The sequence below is a fragment of the Anaerococcus sp. HMSC075B03 genome (assembly GCF_001815585.1).
GTDB lineage: Bacteria > Bacillota > Clostridia > Tissierellales > Peptoniphilaceae > Anaerococcus > Anaerococcus vaginalis.
The window spans coordinates 1-16,286 of record NZ_KV821206.1 but is presented as its reverse complement, the minus strand read 5'-3'; the positions used below and the strand labels follow the sequence as shown (position 1 = coordinate 16,286).

Below are 16,286 nucleotides of genomic sequence, written 5' to 3'. Positions count from 1 at the left end.
ACTTGAATTTATAATTATTTTTAAATAGCAGTCAATCTTCAAAAATTTGAAAGAAGCGATAGCTTCTTACAAAACCAGCTCCATGCAATGGTCGGTTGCAGGGGGAAAAAAGTGGGGGTTTTGGGGATATAATTAGCTTGAAATTGTACCAGTGGTACAATTTCAATAATTATACCGCGGACTTTATTCGTAGTTTTAATTTTAAATTGAATTTTGATTTAAGATTTTTTTAATTTTAAAAAGTAAGTTAGCGTGGTAAAAGGGGACAATCGGAAGTCCCCTGTTCCTTCCGCCCTAAGTCTACGAAGTTTTAATTTTATATAAAATTTTTATTTGTAATAAAAACGAAAAATTTTAAAAAATATAATTTAAAAGTCTTTCAAAATATTTCTACAGAAATATATTAAGTCCTAAGTCTGCTGATAATATTTTTAATAAATTTTTCCCAACAACTGAATTTCCTGACTTATCTAGTCTTGGGGAATATACGCAGATTCCGCATTTGTTTGGTACAACGCCTAAAATCGCTCCGCCTACTCCTGATTTTGATGGGATTCCTACTTTCATTAAATATTCTCCGCTTTTTTCGTACATTCCACACGATGCCATTTGGGCTATTGTCATTTGTACTATGTTTTGTGGAATTATTAAACTTGATGAGTGGATGTCAAAGCCTTCGTTGGCAAGGAGTGCTCCTAGTTTTGCAAGGGATTCTACGTTTGTTCCTATTGAACAAATTCTAACGTACAAATCTAAAACTTCATCAGCGTTTTGGGCGAAAATATTTTTGCTTTTTAAATAATAAGCAATTGCTCTGTTTCTGTCTGTAGTAGAAATTTCTGATTTGTAAATATTTTCCATAAATGTAAATGTGCCATCGTTACTCATTTGTTTTATTAATTCCATAACTCTATTAAATTTTTCTTCTTCGCTTTTTCCATAAATCATTGATGTTGTTGTCATTGCTCCAGCGTTTATAAATGGATTTGCTGCTCTTTGGTCAATTGGAATTAATGAATTAAATTCGTATCTTGTTGGTTCTGTTCCAACTTTTGAAAATACTTCGTCTGTTGTGTTGTCTTTTAGTGCCATGATTAGGGTAAAAATTTTTGAAATGGATTGAACTGAAAATATTTTTTCTTTTTCTCCAAAATTATAAATATCTCCGCCTGTTGTTACAATAGAAAGGGCAAAGCCGTTTTCGTCTACGTTTTTAAGCTCTGGAATGTAGGAGGCAACTTCGCCTTGGTTTGAAAAATTTTTTGCTTTTTTTATGCATTCTTCTATTTCTTTTTCTATATCTTCTCTTTTCATAAACATAATATCACCTACTTACAATTTTATATAAAATATTTACCCGATTTGATATAATAATAATTAATTAAAGAAATAAAAGGAGTTTCTTATGATTATTTTGGAAATATTAAATGAAGATAAATGGCTAGAAGATTATAAATTTTTTGAAGATTTTAAAAATTCTTCTTATTACAAAATTTTGTTAGATACTTATAAAAATTTAAATACAAAAATTCTATACCACAGCAAAATCCACGGTCAAGGTCATATTGAAAGAGTAATTTTTATTTCTATGCTTTTGGCTTTTAATTATAAATTGGACAAAAATGATACGGATATTTTAAGATTTGCTGCATCTTTGCATGATACAAAAAGAGTTGATGATTCTTATGATACAGAACATGGTTATAGGGCAGCACTTTATTCGATTGACTATGCAAAAATAAATGAAAACGATAAAAATATTCTTCAAGCAGTTTTGGCAGTTCATTCAAGACCTGACAAACAAATGGATGAAACAATTGAAGAATTTTTTGTAAAAGATATGGATAGGGCTAGATATTTGTCAAAACTTTTCAAGGATGCTGATGCTCTTGATAGGGTTAGGCTTGGAGATTTGAACGAAAAATATTTGAGAAATGATTTTTCTCATGATTTGATAGATTTTTCTAATAAATTATTTGAAAAATATTTGGACAGACAATGAAAGAACATTCAATAAGACAAAAATTTGCAATTTTATCAATTTCTTTGATTTTAACAAGCAATAGCATAATTTCTGGAAGTTTAGTTTATATACAAGAAGCCTTCAATCTTACTAGAAATGAGGCTGAATTTATAATTAGTCTTTCAAGCCTTGCTGTTATGATTTTTATTTTTTTGGCAGAATATTTGGCGATTTTTATTGGGATAAAAAATACAGTTTTGCTAGGACTTTTTCTTGTGGGATTTAGCGGAATTATTCCCCTTGTTTTTAGGACATATCCATCAATAATTATTTCAAGATTTTTTCTTGGGGCAGGGCTTGGTCTTTTTAATGGGCATTCGGCAAATTATATTAATTTGCTCTACCATGATAATAATGAGAGAACAAAACTTCATGGTCTAAGAAATGCTTTTGAATTTATTGGGCAAATAATTCTTTTTACCTTAGCAGGAATCCTTGTAAAAGTTGATTATATGTACACATTTTCACTTTATACATCAGCATTTCTTATTTTTATATTTTTCAAAATCAATGTAGAAGATGTAAAAATTGAAAAGGAAAAGGCAAAAATCAATTTTGATTCAAATATTTTTCTTTTTATAATTTTTGCCATGCTTATGATTTTAAATGGAACGGCAATGTTAATGAGATTTCCTTTTGTTGCAAGCCAAAGCCGTGGAATTGATGTTAATGTAAGTTTTTATTTAAATTTTGTGCCAATTGTTGGAATGATTTCAGCATTTTTATTTACACCAATCAATTTGAAATTGAGAGAAAAAACTATATTTTTTGGCTTGGGATTTTTTATACTAGCAAATTTTTTGATAGTAAATTTTGAAAATAATCTTTTAGGATTTTTATTTTCTATTTTGCTTTTGACTTTTGGACAATCAATGTGTATGCCTTACATATTTGCAGAAGTGCCAAGATTTGTAAAAGGTCACAGCTCAAGAATAGCCACAAATTTAATTTTTATTGGGTGTAATATAGGAGTATTTTTAGCACCATTTTTTATGAAAAGCATGGACAAGCTAATAAATACAAATTCCCTATCAAAAGGATTTGGAAGTTTTGTAATAATTTATTTTATTTTTGTTGGAATATTTTTTAGAAGAAATAAAAAAAGAGCCTAGCTGGCTCTTTTATTTATAATACACATCCTTATATTTTTCGTCCTTTTCAAATTTATCTTTTATATATGGGCAGGTTGGAATTATTTTTTTATTTTCATCTCTTGCATATTGAACTAATTCGTCTACCAATTTTCCTGCTATTCCTTGACCTGCATATTCTTCATTAACTTCTGTGTGTGGTGCATCAATTAGGTTTTCTTTTTCTACTATATCTATAAATCCTATTTTATTTTCCTTATCAAAAACTTGCACTTGGTTTTCTTTTTTATTTATTTTATATTCCATAATATCACCTCAGTTATTTTATACCCTTAATGAGCTTAAAATATATTTAATTTAATATAAAAAAATATAATATTTTTGTTTAAAGTCGAATTTGCGGGTATAAATATTTTTGTAAGAGAAAATTTATGGAAAAACGAAAGGAATTATTATGAAAAGAGAATATAGTTATGGCTCAGTTATCTTGGTTGAGATTATAGTTGCAGTTTTTGCTTTTGTTCTCAACAGAATTTTTGGTAGCAATGCAGATGAAAGTATAATATATAATTTATTATCTTCTGTTATCACTTGGCTTGGTTCTTTTATAATTGCATCAGGTCTAATCAACAATAGAAAGGGAAGTGTTGGAGATTATTTAAATCAATTGCAAAGACTTGATAAAAAAGCAATAATTGTAAATTTAATTCTTATAGTTATTACAATTGTTTTGACTTTTTCTTTTGGAAAAATTGGAGTTTTTGATGTAGAAAGTAAGAAATTAAATTTATTATCACTTTCTGTTCTTGGAACACTTCTTTTAGGCATTCTTTCAATTTTTACAGCCTATGCAAATCATATAGTTTCAGATCCAAGAAACAAAGACCAATCAATCACGGATGCACTTAAAAGTGTATTTGCAATTGGAGTAAAATTATTTGGCAAAACTATTTCTTTGTATTTGTTATACATTGTTTTACCAATTATCCTCATTTTTGGAATAATTGTTGGAATTATCGTTGGAACAAGTAGTCCTGAAAATGGGATTGGAATTATTATATTGGGCGGCGGACTTTTAGGTTTGTATTATGTATTAATTTCGCCAATAGTTTCAGCAAGACTTTCTGATAATTATTTAAATTATACAGGAGATATAGACCAAGAAATTGAAAAAGATAATCCAGAAAACAATAACGAATTTACAATTACAAGAAATTTATAAAAAATAAGCAGGAAGATAAAAATTCTTCCTGCTAAATTTTTTTATTAAAAATTTTAATTGATGATAAGATTGAAATAATTAAAACTACCACATCAACAAGGCTTACAAGCCACATTTGACAGTATCCAATTAAAGTTAAAATCAAAAGGACAATTCTTGTAAAAATAAGTAAGATAAGATTTTTTTTGGCAGTTTTGTCTACAATTTTTGCGATTTTCATCAAATCTCTTAATTTCCCATAAGATTTATCAGAAATCATTATATCAGAATTATAAATTGCAATATCTGAAGATTTTTGACCCATGCTAATGCCAATATCAGAATTTTTCAAAACTTCGCCTTCTTTTATTCCATCTCCAACATAAATAATTTTGTGTTTATTTTTTTGCTCATTTTTTATAAGATTAATTTTTTCATTTGAAGAAATTTCTGCAGCATAGGAAATGCTAAGATTTTTCGCAAGATTTTCAACAACTTTTTCTTTTTCATCTGATAAAACAGCAACATCAGCAAATTCATTTTTTAAATAATCTATGCTTTCTTTGGCATCATCTTTTAGCCTATCTTCCAAAATAACCTTACAAACTAAAATATTATTTATTGACATAAAAATTGCCTTTTCATTTGAATCATCTTCAACATTTACAAAGTCTTTTGAGCCTATTTTTATTTCTTCATTTTCATAAGTTTTTGCCCAAATGTCAATATCATTTATATTTTTACTTGCTATAAAATACGAAAAATTATCTCTACGTCTAAGATTTTTGACTATGGCTTTTGCAATTGGATCAGTCGATAATTTTTCTAAATTATACAAATAATCCAAAAGCAAATTTTTGTTATAAGGAGAATAATATACAATTTCTTTTAAATCAAATTCCCCAACAGTCAAAGTATTTGTCATATCCGTATAAAAATAATCGCAATCAATCAACTTTTCAAAAGATTTTATATCTTTTACAAGGATTTTATTTTTATTTGCAAGAATTAAGCCAGAAATATATGAAAGAGAAATCCCAAGTATAAAAACTTTTGGACAGGAAACAATCAAAAAACTTGCAGATTTTTGCAAATATTTACTCAAATCTCCTCCCAAAATAGGAGGTACTACAGCAAGAAAAATTGCCATAGCAACAAGACAAGGCGTATAAATTTTTGTAAATTGCTTAATCAATTTTTCACTTTGGGATTTTTTATTTCTTGATGTTTTTATCAAATTCATAATTTTTGCTGCCATAGATTCATCAAAAACTTTCACAGCTTTGTATTTGATCTCTCCAGTTTTTAGCATAGAAGTTGATAAAATTTCACTTCCCTTTTTGATTTCAATTGGCAAAGATTTGCCATTTAAAAATGAAGTATCCAAAAGCCCTTCACCAGAAATCACAACAGAATCAACAGGGATAATATCTGCCTCTTTTGCAAGAAGTATATCGCCTTTTTTTATTTTTTCAATCGAAATTTTTGCCAAAGTCCCATCATCCAAAACTTTTGTAACTGTTTTTGGGACAATATCAAATAATTTTTTGAAATTTTCATCTATCCTATCTTTTGAAAGATTTTCAAAAAATTTGCCCAAATTAAATAAAAACATTATGGCGCAAGCATCAACAAAAAATCCCATAAAAAACGCAATAAAACTTGCAAGAGTAATAAGGAAATTTTCATCCATAAATTTTTTATTAGAAATTGAATTTATTGCTTTTACAAAAATATCTGCTCCAACAGCAAGATATATTGCAAGAAAACTAATAACAAGGAAAAAATTTTTCCCATTTTGCTTAAATCTATAAGTAACAAGGATAAAGAAAATTGCAAAAATTGTTAGGACTAACAATTCATTTTTTCTTTCCTTTTTCATATTTTTAAAAATTTCCATATATATCAACCTTTCATAATTAAATTTTAAATTAAAAATTTTATACTTATATTCACAAAAAATTATAGCAGAAAGGCGAATTTGTGGCAAGATTTAAAGCTTTTAATCCCTAGTAAATAAGTTGAATTTAAAAAGTGAAAGTGTATATTGGAAAAGACTGAAAATAGATTTAAAAAGAAAAAAAGAAAAAAATTATGATTTACATAAAGGAAGTGTCAAATGACAAAAAATAAATTTATTTTAAAATCAGACTATACTCCAAAAGGAGATCAGCCAGATGCAATTAAAAAACTTGCTTGTGGAATAAAAGAAGGAAAAGCTCATCAAATTCTCCAAGGAGTTACAGGCTCAGGTAAAACTTTTACTATGGCAAATATAATTCAAGAAGTTCAAAAGCCAACTCTTGTCCTTGCCCACAACAAAACACTTGCCTACCAATTATTTACAGAATTTAAAGAATTTTTCCCAGATAATGCCGTTGAATATTTCGTATCATATTACGATTATTATCAACCAGAAGCCTACGTTGCAGCAACCGACACATATATTGCAAAAGATTCATCAATAAATGATGAAATTGATAAATTAAGACACTCAGCAACTATGAGTTTGTTTGAAAGACGCGATGTAATAATTGTGGCAAGTGTTTCTTGCATTTATGGCTTGGGAGATCCGGAAGAATATAGAAAATTAGTTTTGTCCCTAAGACCAGGTCAAGAAATTTCTCCAGAAGAAGTTATGAAAGAATTAATCGAAAGACAATTTGTAAGAAATGATTTTGATTTTTCGCGTGGAACTTTTAGAAGAAGGGGAGATGTTTTGGATATTTTCCCAGCAGGAAACGAAGAAAAAGCAATAAGAGTAGAATTTTTTGGAGATGAAATTGATAGGATTTCAGAATTTGATTCTTTGACAGGAAAAGTTACAAGCCACATCTCCCACGGCTATATTTATCCTGCAAGTCACTACGCAACAAGCGCTGAAAAAGCAGCAGCTGCAATTACAACTATAAAAGAAGAATTAAAAGACAGACTTATTGAACTTGAAAATGAAAATAAATTAGTAGAGGCTCAAAGGCTTGAGCAAAGAACAAATTACGATATAGAAATGCTAGAAGAAATTGGATTTTGTTCAGGAATAGAAAATTATTCAAGGCATTTGTCCCAAAGACCTGCAGGATCTAGACCCTATACATTAATAGATTATTTTCCAGATGATTTTATGCTTTTTGTCGACGAATCCCATGTTTCAATTCCCCAAGTTGGTGGAATGTATGAGGGGGACAGGTCAAGAAAACAAAATCTTGTAGATTTTGGTTTTAGACTTCCATCAGCTCTGGACAATAGGCCCTTAAAATTTCCAGAATTTGAAAAATTAATCAAACAAACAATTTATGTTTCAGCAACTCCAGGTCCTTACGAAATGGAAAAAACAGGTGGAAAAGTTGTTGAACAAATCATAAGACCAACTGGACTTTTGGATCCATTAATTGAAGTAAAACCAGTAGAAAATCAAATTGATGATTTGATAGAAAATATCCATCAAATTATCGACAAAAAAGAAAGAGTTCTTGTTACAACACTTACCAAAAGAATGGCAGAAGATTTGACCGATTACTTATCAGAAAATGGAATTAAGGTAAAATATCTCCATTCAGATATAAAAACAATCGAGCGAAGTGAAATAATTAGAGATTTAAGACTTGGAAAATTTGATGTTTTGGTAGGAATAAATCTTCTTCGTGAGGGATTAGACTTACCAGAAGTATCCTTGATTGCAATTTTAGATGCAGACAAGGAAGGATTTTTAAGAAGCGAAACCTCCCTTATCCAAACCATAGGAAGGGCAGCTAGAAATTCAAAAGGTCATGTAATAATGTATGCAGATAAAATTACAAGATCAATGAAAAAAGCCATTGACGAAACTGAAAGAAGAAGAAAAATCCAAACAGAATTTAACGAAAAACACGGCATAACTCCAACGACAATCAAGAAAAATATAGCAGAAATAATTCAAGTAACAAAATCAACAGAAAATGTAGAAGAAGTAAAAGAAGAATTCTCACAAGAACAAATTGAAAATATAATTATAAATTTGGAAACAGAAATGTACAAGGCAGCAGAAGAATTAGATTTTGAAAAAGCAGCACAAATCCGTGACCAAATAGCAAAAATGAAAAGAGAATTTGCGGAGGTATAAATGAGTGAAAATAAAATAGTAATAAAGGGGGCAAGGACTAATAATTTAAAAAACGTAGACCTTACCCTTCCTCGCGATAAAATGATTGTATTTACTGGACTTTCCGGATCGGGAAAGTCCACCTTGGCTTTTGACACAATTTATGCCGAAGGTCAAAGAAGATATGTAGAAAGTTTATCATCATACGCCAGACAATTTTTGGGAAATTTGGACAAGGCAGATGTTGATACAATCGAAGGACTTTCTCCATCAATTTCAATCGACCAAAAAACAACCAACAGAAACCCAAGATCAACAGTTGCAACCGTAACAGAAATTTACGATTACTATAGGCTTTTATTTGCAAGAATTGGCGATGCCTACTGCCCAGTTTGTGGCAAAAAAATTGAAGCCCAATCCATTGACCAAATGGTTGATAGGATTTTAAAACTTGAAGAAAAAACAAGAATCCAAATCCTTGCCCCAGTAGTCAGAGCCCAAAAAGGTCAACACAAAAAGAAACTCGAAAATATCCAAAAAATGGGATATGTAAGAGTGATGATTGACGGCGAAAGATATGATCTTGAAGAAGAAATCGAACTTTCAAAAACAAAAAAACACGACATATCAATAATTGTCGATAGGATTGTGATAAAAGAAGGAATAAATTCAAGACTTTCCGATTCCTTGGAAACTGCCCTTGAACTTACAGATGGACTTGTAGAAATAAATGTAATAGACGGAGATGATTTTATCCTTTCATCCAAACTTGCCTGCCCAGAAGGTCACATCTCCCTTCCAGAAATTACACCTAATATGTTCTCCTTCAACGCTCCCCAAGGAATGTGTCCAGAGTGTAACGGACTTGGTTTTCATTTGCAAATCGATCCCGACCTTGTAATTCCAGATAAAAATCTTTCCATAAATGAAGGAGCAATCGATCCATACGCCACAAGCGGAAAAGGAACATATTATAATGAAATAATTAAAGCTATTGCCAAAAATCACAAATTTTCACTTGATGAGCCAATCAAAAATGCTCCAAAAAAAATGATTGATGAAATTTTGTACGGAACAAAAAAAGAAATTTCTTTTACCTTTGATAGCCATTTTTCTGGAAGAAAAAATTACACAGGACATTTTGAAGGAGCAATCAAAAATTTATCAGACAGGTACGAAAGAACAAATTCCGATTCTCAAAAGAAAAGAATGAGAGGCTTTATGAGCGAGGAAGAATGTAAAACTTGCCATGGGCAAAGATTAAAAGATGAAATCCTTGCAATAAAAGTTGACGGCAAATCAATTTCAGAAATTGCAGATATGTCAGTCGATAAAACCATAGAATTTTTTGATAATTTAAAACTTTCCCCAATGAAAGAAAAAATTGCAGAATTAATAATAAAAGAAATAAAGGCAAGAATTAAATTTTTACAAGACGTAGGACTTGGTTATCTTTCCCTTTCAAGAGCAGCCTCAACCCTTTCAGGAGGAGAAAGCCAAAGAATAAGACTTGCAACCCAAATTGGTTCAGGCCTTGTTGGAGTTTGCTATGTTTTGGATGAGCCATCAATCGGACTTCATCAAAGAGATAATAACAAATTAATCAAATCACTTAGAAATTTAACAGATATTGGAAATACCCTAATAATTGTAGAACACGACGAAGATACAATGAAAGCCGCAGACTATCTTGTAGATATTGGACCAAAAGCAGGAGTTCATGGAGGAGAAATTGTAGCAAAAGGATCACTTTCCGACATAAAAAAATGTAAAAAATCAATTACAGGAGCCTACCTTTCAGGAAAAGAAAAAATCCCAGTACCAAAAGAGAGGAGAACTTGGGACAAATATATAGAAGTAAAAAATGCCAGACAAAATAATTTAAAAGGAATCGATGTAAAATTTCCTTTGTCAACCTTCACAGCAGTAACAGGAGTATCAGGATCAGGAAAATCTTCCTTGGTAAATGAAATTTTGTACAAGGCAGTTACCAAAAAATTAAATAAATCCAAAACCCACCCAGGAAAACACGATTCAATTGAAGGCGTAGACCAAATTGACAAAATTATTTCCATCGACCAATCCCCAATAGGAAGAACGCCAAGATCAAATCCAGCAACCTACACCAAATTATTTGACAATATCAGAGATGTATTTGCCATGACAACCGAAGCAAAAATGAAAGGCTTTGACAAGGGAAGATTTTCCTTTAACGTAAAAGGCGGAAGGTGCGAAGCCTGCAATGGCGATGGAACAATAAAAGTAGACATGATGTTCTTGCCAGACGTCTACGTTCCATGCGAAGTTTGCCACGGACAAAGATATAATAGAGAAACCCTCGAAGTAAAATACAAGGGGAAAAATATATCCGAAGTTTTGGATATGACAGTAGAAGAAGCCCTAAAATTTTTCGAAAATCATCCATCAATAGTAAAAAAATTACAAACCCTATATGACGTAGGACTAGGATATATAAAAATCGGTCAACCATCAACAGAACTTTCGGGAGGAGAAGCCCAAAGAGTAAAACTTGCAAGCGAACTTGCAAAAAGATCCACAGGTCAAACCCTATACATTTTAGACGAACCAACAACAGGCCTTCACATGGCAGACGTTCATAAATTAATAGAAGTTCTAAATAGATTAGTCGACCAAAATAATACAGTTGTAGTAATCGAACACAATCTTGACGTAATAAAAGTAGCAGATTACATCATAGACCTAGGACCTGAAGGCGGAGATGGTGGAGGAGAATTAGTAAAAACAGGCACACCAGAAGAAATAGCAAAAACAAAAAAATCCTACACAGGACAATTTCTTAAAAAAATATTGTAGAAGATAAAATATATTCAATAAGAAAATTACAAAGGTAAACCAAATTAAATATAAATAAAATCAAAACTCATTTTTCAAATATTTTAAGCAAGTAGGCAAGTCGTGATTTTTTATTTTTTTCAGATTTTTTCACGACTTAGCCATCTCATTTTTTTATTTAAATATTCAAAAATTTTTAAAATGTTTAAATTTAGAATTCTTTATTTTTATTTCCAAATATTTATAAAATAATCTTTTTTCAAGAATAAAAATTCATCATTATACAAGATTTTTTGATAACAAAAATCAAAATCTTGAAAAATTAGACGGGAATTTAAATATATTTACTTGAAAAATAGATTGAAAAAATATTTATAAATTTTAAAGTTAATTTTTTATGAATATTTTCAACTTTGATAAATTCAAAACCAAGTAGATATTTTGAACGAATATGATATAATAACTTATATAAAAATAGTTAACAGTGTGAATACAATAAATTTGTGGCTATTTTATTGCATAAATTACCACATTTTCATATTACCACTTTAACAAAATATATTAATGAAAGGATAAGAAAATCATGAACAATTCGAAAAAGATGACTGAAATCATCGAAAAGAAAAAAGAATTAAGTCAAGAGAAAACTCCTAAGTACGGTACAAGAAAACTATCCATTGGATTAGTTTCATGTATGTTAGGATTTTCATTAATAATTGCTCCAGGATCTTCTAAGGCTGCTGAAGCTAGTGAAAATGAAACAGTAGCAACAGAGACAAAAACGCCAGAAGAAAATCCAGTTGAAGAAGCTACACCAGTAGCAAATGAAGAAATTAAAACAGAAGAAACAAAAGAAGAAGTTGTAGCAAAACAAGCTGATACTTTTGTAGAAAAATTAGAAACTATAGAAGTAGAAGAAGGAGAAGAAATTGATTACAAAGAAGCTGTAACCAATCTACCACAAGATGCAAAACTTGATGTAGTTACACCAGTTGATACAAAAGAAGCTGGAGAAAAAACTACAAGTGCAAAAATAACATTTGCTGATGGATCTGTAAAAGAAATTCAAATCAAAGTTAATGTTAAAGCTGTTGAAGCAATAGAAGAAGCAGAGGATTTAGAATTATCTGAAAAAGTAGAAAAACAAGCAGTTAAAGCTCCAGAAAGTCCAAGCACTGGAGTTAGAGAAGCAGCACCACCAGAAGACACAGCTACAACTCCAGACGCAAAAAATGCTGTGCATGCTTATGTTGGCGTGGTTAATGGACTAAATATTGATGCAAACCTAGCTAAGGCAAGTGATAATCAATTTAAGCCAATTGCAGGTATTAAGGCTTATTTCCAATGGTTTGAAACATGGGGAAAGAAACAATATTCATCACCAGTTTATACAGCTACATCAGGAGCAGATGGTCAATTACACATGGGAATAAAATCATATATAGCCGAAGATGGAAAGTTAATAAGATTTGATGCAGACACAACATCATCTGGTGGTAATGAAAGATATAGATTCTGGATTGATGAGTCAACTATTCCAGAAGGATACCAACTTCAATATATAACAGGTGAATCTGTAATATTCCCAGATCAAGGCTTACCAATAACACAAGGTGGTTCAGGATCAAACACTGTTAGAAATATTCATGGTAATTGGAAAATATTATTAATGCAAAAACCACTTGAACAAATGCATAAAGAAGCTACACCAACAGAAATCCAACAAGATGGTGGATATATTACAGGTAAAGTTGGTTGGGATTACAAATCAGGAATTGGTGGAGTCCAATGGAACACAGTAGCTGATACAGATACTCCAGCTAAAGATGTAACAGTAAAAGCTTCATATCTATCAGATTATGCGCTAAAACAAATTTATAGCGATTCTACTGCTGTTTATATGGGCGTTGCGAAACCTTCAGATATTCGTGGATTTGGCTGGACAGCTGAGCAAGAAAAGAAATTACAAGATTGGATAAAAGAACAAGTTCAAAAAGATCCAGACAAATGGATAGCTGAAACAGTATCTGCAAAAACAAATGCTGATGGAAAATATATTATCCAATTTAAGGGAACTTGGGGAAATCTAAAGAATAGCGATGCTGGATTAAAAAATTATAATTATAAAGAAGGCCAAAATTCCAGTGGACAAGTTTGGAATAAGTGGACTAAAGAACAAATTGACAGACTTGGAACTGTTGCAGATAAGGCAGACAATGGAAGATTTGATTTTTCAAAAGCTGCTACAAATCAAGTAAAACACGTAAACTATGACTGGTTATTTGTATCTGTAGAGAATGCTGACCATCTCCGTGTTATGACACCATATAATAATAATCAATATACACAAATGAGTGACAAATTTGGTATTCATAGTGGTTGGTCTGGAACTGGATTTGGAGTTGGTGTAACTAATGCTATACCACAAATTTTACGTGCAGACTTTGCGCTTGCTCCAGGAGAAGTTAAATTTAATATAACAAATTATGACTCAGGCAAGAACACTGCAAAAGTAGGAGATGTTGCTAAAACATCAACAGAAGGTCTACCATACAATGGAGAAGCAAGTGAGAACTTTAGAATAGTTTGGTATGACGAAGATGGAAATGAAGTTCAACGATCATCAGTTCAAAAACCATCAAGCACAGGTTCACTAGAATCAGCAGACTTTGACACAAGCAAAGTAACAAAGACAACTAATTATACAGCTAAGCTATATAGGGTAGATAGCGCAGGTAAAAATGCAGAATTGCTAGCTCAAGATTCGTTTACAGTAGTAGTCGAAGATTCAAAGAAGATTACTTCAATGTATGATGAATTCGAATATAAAAATCCAAATCCTTTAAAAGATGCAACTTATTCTGCTAAGGGACTTCCAGATGGTCTTGAAATTGATCCTAAAACAGGAGATATTAAAGGAGTAGCAAAAGAAAGTGGTAAATTCGAAGTTGAAGTTATCTCAGTAGTTCCAGATGAATCAGGGGATATAACAGCATCAAGGTTCTACACTTACACAGTTACAGATTCTCCATTAACAGATGGTAATGTAGGTAAAGAATATAATAAAAAAGTAGAACCTAAAAAAATTGATGGATATGTATATAAAAATGTATCAGCTAAATTTATAGATGGAAAAGCTATTGATGGACTAACAATTGCAGGAGATCAAATTACAGGAACACCAACAAAAAAAGTTGATGCTACTCAAGAAGATCCAAATGTAGAAGTAACTTATGATATTTATATATTAAATGAAAAAGGCGAAGAAATATTAATTAAAAAAGGACACGTTGATAGAGTTCCACTTTCAATTAAAGAAGTTCAAGAAGAAAAAACTGCAGAAAAAGTACAACCAGAATACACAGACGCTGATGCACAAGTTGGAACACCAACTACAATTACAGCACCTAACTTCAAAGATGACAAAGGAAATGATACAACAAAACCAGAAGGAACTACTTTCAAATTAGGCGAAGGTGCTCCAAAAGGTGCAAAAATTGATGAAAATACAGGAAAAATAACATACACACCAACAGAAGATGAGGCTGGAAAAAATGTAGAAATTCCTGTAGTTGTAAATTATAAAGACGGTTCAAAAGACGAAGTTAATGCAAATGTAACAGTAGCAGCATTAGATGACATCATAGATAGAACTGGCAATGAAGATAAACCAACACCAAAAGGATATGTAAGAGTAACATTTGAAGCTGGCGAAGGAGTAAATCCTCTTGAAGGAGCTAAGGTTTATGATGTAAAAGAAGGCACAGTTCTACCAGCTGACAAATATCCAACAGTAACAGCAAAAGACGGATTTGAAAATCCAACATGGTCAACAAAACCAGGAACAGCAATTACAAAAGATAATGCAAAAATTACAGCAATAGCTACTAAGAAAAACGAAGAAACTTCAAAAAAACCAGTAATCAATGATGTAACTGAAGGCGATAAAACAATTTCTGGTAAAGGTGTAGCTGGATCAGATATAGTTGTAACAAGAGGCGAAGATGTTATTGGAGAAACTAAAGTAAAAGACGACGGAACTTGGTCTGTAGATGTTCCAGCTGGAGAAACTCTTGCAAAAGATGATGAAATAGTTGTAACACAAACTGAAAAAGACAAAAATCCAGCTGAAGAAAAAACAACTGTAAAGGAAAAAGCTCCAGCAGCTAAACCAGATGCTCCAAGTCTAAAAGCAAATGATGATGGATCAGTAACAGTAACACCACCAACTGACAAAGACGTTGATGTTGTTCAAATCACATACACTGATGAAAACAATCATCAAGGAACTCTTGTAGCAACAAAGGACAAAGATGGAAATTGGAAATTGCCAGATGGAACTGACCCATCTATAACAATAGACCCAGCAACAGGCGTTGTAACAATTCCTGCAAATCAAGTTAAAGATGGAAGTGAAGTAAAAGCAGTAGCTGAAAAAGATGGTACACATTCTGATGAAGCAAAAGTAAATGCAAAGAATAATCCAGTAACTAAAAAAGAAATCACAAAATGGGTACAAGAAACAGCTGATGGAAGAACAATTGAATTAAAAACAGAAGATGGTGCACATCCAGATAACGATGGAAAATCAGATATAGAAGGATATGAATTTGTTCGTACAGACAAGACTGAAGACGATACAACAATAACATATACAAATGTATATAAATTATTGTTAGGATCAAAAGCAGTTGGACTTGATGGAAAAGAACTTAAACCAGCATCAATAGGATATGATAAGGAAAATCCAGAAAAATTTGATGGATATACTTATTTATTTGATGAAGGCGAAAGTAATCCATCAGATGTTCAAGGTAAAAAAGCATATCTAGTAAATAGAATTTATGCTAAAAACCCAGAAGTAGTAGAAGTAGCAGATACTAATTCCTTAACAGCAGATGAACAAAATAAAGTTAAAGAAGCAGTTAAAAAAGCAAACCCAGATCTATTAGATAATCAAATCTCTGTAAATGATAAGGGAGAAGTTACAATAACAAGAGGAAAACAAACTGCTAAATTAGATCCTACTTTAACTGTTGTAAAACAAGGTCAAACAGACGCTGAAAAGAACCCAGCAGT

9 protein-coding genes are annotated in these 16,286 nt (G+C 31.1%); 6 read left to right on the top strand and 3 right to left on the bottom strand.

Annotated elements, in window-relative coordinates:
* Positions 1-390: 390 nt before the first annotated feature.
* Positions 391-1,320, bottom strand: a complete 930-nt coding sequence (gene glsA / locus HMPREF3045_RS08200) for a glutaminase A (protein WP_070738542.1) — start codon at positions 1,318-1,320, stop codon at positions 391-393.
* Between the two features lie 85 nt (positions 1,321-1,405).
* Here glsA and HMPREF3045_RS08195 point away from each other — a divergent pair, with 85 nt between their 5' ends.
* Both HMPREF3045_RS08195 and HMPREF3045_RS08190 read left to right on the top strand, forming a co-directional pair.
* A complete protein-coding gene (locus HMPREF3045_RS08195) occupies positions 1,406-2,002 on the top strand; it encodes an HD domain-containing protein (RefSeq protein ID WP_070738540.1) in 597 nt (198 codons plus the stop codon).
* A complete protein-coding gene (locus tag HMPREF3045_RS08190) occupies positions 1,999-3,135 on the top strand; it encodes an MFS transporter (RefSeq protein WP_070738538.1) in 1,137 nt (378 codons plus the stop codon). Before HMPREF3045_RS08195 ends, HMPREF3045_RS08190 begins: the two co-directional genes overlap by 4 nt.
* 9 nt (positions 3,136-3,144) lie before the next feature.
* On the opposite strand, the gene HMPREF3045_RS08185 is transcribed toward HMPREF3045_RS08190, so the two are convergent.
* A complete protein-coding gene (locus tag HMPREF3045_RS08185) occupies positions 3,145-3,420 on the bottom strand; it encodes a GNAT family N-acetyltransferase (RefSeq protein ID WP_070738536.1) in 276 nt (91 codons plus the stop codon).
* A 148-nt stretch (positions 3,421-3,568) separates the two neighbouring features.
* Between HMPREF3045_RS08185 and HMPREF3045_RS08180 the strand changes: the two genes are divergently transcribed.
* On the top strand, positions 3,569-4,336 hold the full coding sequence (locus HMPREF3045_RS08180) for a hypothetical protein (protein ID WP_070738534.1): 768 nt from the start codon (positions 3,569-3,571) through the stop codon (positions 4,334-4,336).
* Between the two features lie 31 nt (positions 4,337-4,367).
* On the opposite strand, the gene HMPREF3045_RS08175 is transcribed toward HMPREF3045_RS08180, so the two are convergent.
* On the bottom strand, positions 4,368-6,215 hold the full coding sequence (locus tag HMPREF3045_RS08175; RefSeq protein WP_070738532.1) for a heavy metal translocating P-type ATPase: 1,848 nt from the start codon (positions 6,213-6,215) through the stop codon (positions 4,368-4,370).
* Between the two features lie 219 nt (positions 6,216-6,434).
* Here HMPREF3045_RS08175 and uvrB point away from each other — a divergent pair, with 219 nt between their 5' ends.
* The 3 genes from uvrB to HMPREF3045_RS08160 all read left to right on the top strand — a co-directional run.
* The gene (gene uvrB, locus HMPREF3045_RS08170; protein WP_070738530.1) at positions 6,435-8,414 is read left to right on the top strand and encodes an excinuclease ABC subunit UvrB; all 1,980 of its coding nucleotides are present in this window, start codon (positions 6,435-6,437) and stop codon (positions 8,412-8,414) included.
* Entirely contained in the window at positions 8,415-11,228 is a 2,814-nt protein-coding gene (gene uvrA, locus HMPREF3045_RS08165) for an excinuclease ABC subunit UvrA (protein ID WP_070738528.1), read from the top strand. It begins immediately after the preceding gene.
* A gap of 562 nt (positions 11,229-11,790) precedes the next feature.
* On the top strand, positions 11,791-16,286 hold a 4,496-nt coding region (locus HMPREF3045_RS08160), incomplete at its 3' end, for a Rib/alpha-like domain-containing protein (RefSeq protein WP_218970144.1).

What these genes read in the sequence shown, in the direction of transcription:
- HMPREF3045_RS08175 (WP_070738532.1), bottom strand. Translation starts at nt 6,215, where the DNA reads ATGGAAATTTTTAAAAATATGAAAAAGGAAAGAAAAAATGAATTGTTA.
- glsA (WP_070738542.1), bottom strand. Translation starts at nt 1,320, where the DNA reads ATGTTTATGAAAAGAGAAGATATAGAAAAAGAAATAGAAGAATGCATA.
- uvrB (WP_070738530.1), top strand. Translation starts at nt 6,435, where the DNA reads ATGACAAAAAATAAATTTATTTTAAAATCAGACTATACTCCAAAAGGA.
- uvrA (WP_070738528.1), top strand. Translation starts at nt 8,415, where the DNA reads ATGAGTGAAAATAAAATAGTAATAAAGGGGGCAAGGACTAATAATTTA.
- HMPREF3045_RS08180 (WP_070738534.1), top strand. Translation starts at nt 3,569, where the DNA reads ATGAAAAGAGAATATAGTTATGGCTCAGTTATCTTGGTTGAGATTATA.
- HMPREF3045_RS08190 (WP_070738538.1), top strand. Translation starts at nt 1,999, where the DNA reads ATGAAAGAACATTCAATAAGACAAAAATTTGCAATTTTATCAATTTCT.
- HMPREF3045_RS08185 (WP_070738536.1), bottom strand. Translation starts at nt 3,420, where the DNA reads ATGGAATATAAAATAAATAAAAAAGAAAACCAAGTGCAAGTTTTTGAT.
- HMPREF3045_RS08195 (WP_070738540.1), top strand. Translation starts at nt 1,406, where the DNA reads ATGATTATTTTGGAAATATTAAATGAAGATAAATGGCTAGAAGATTAT.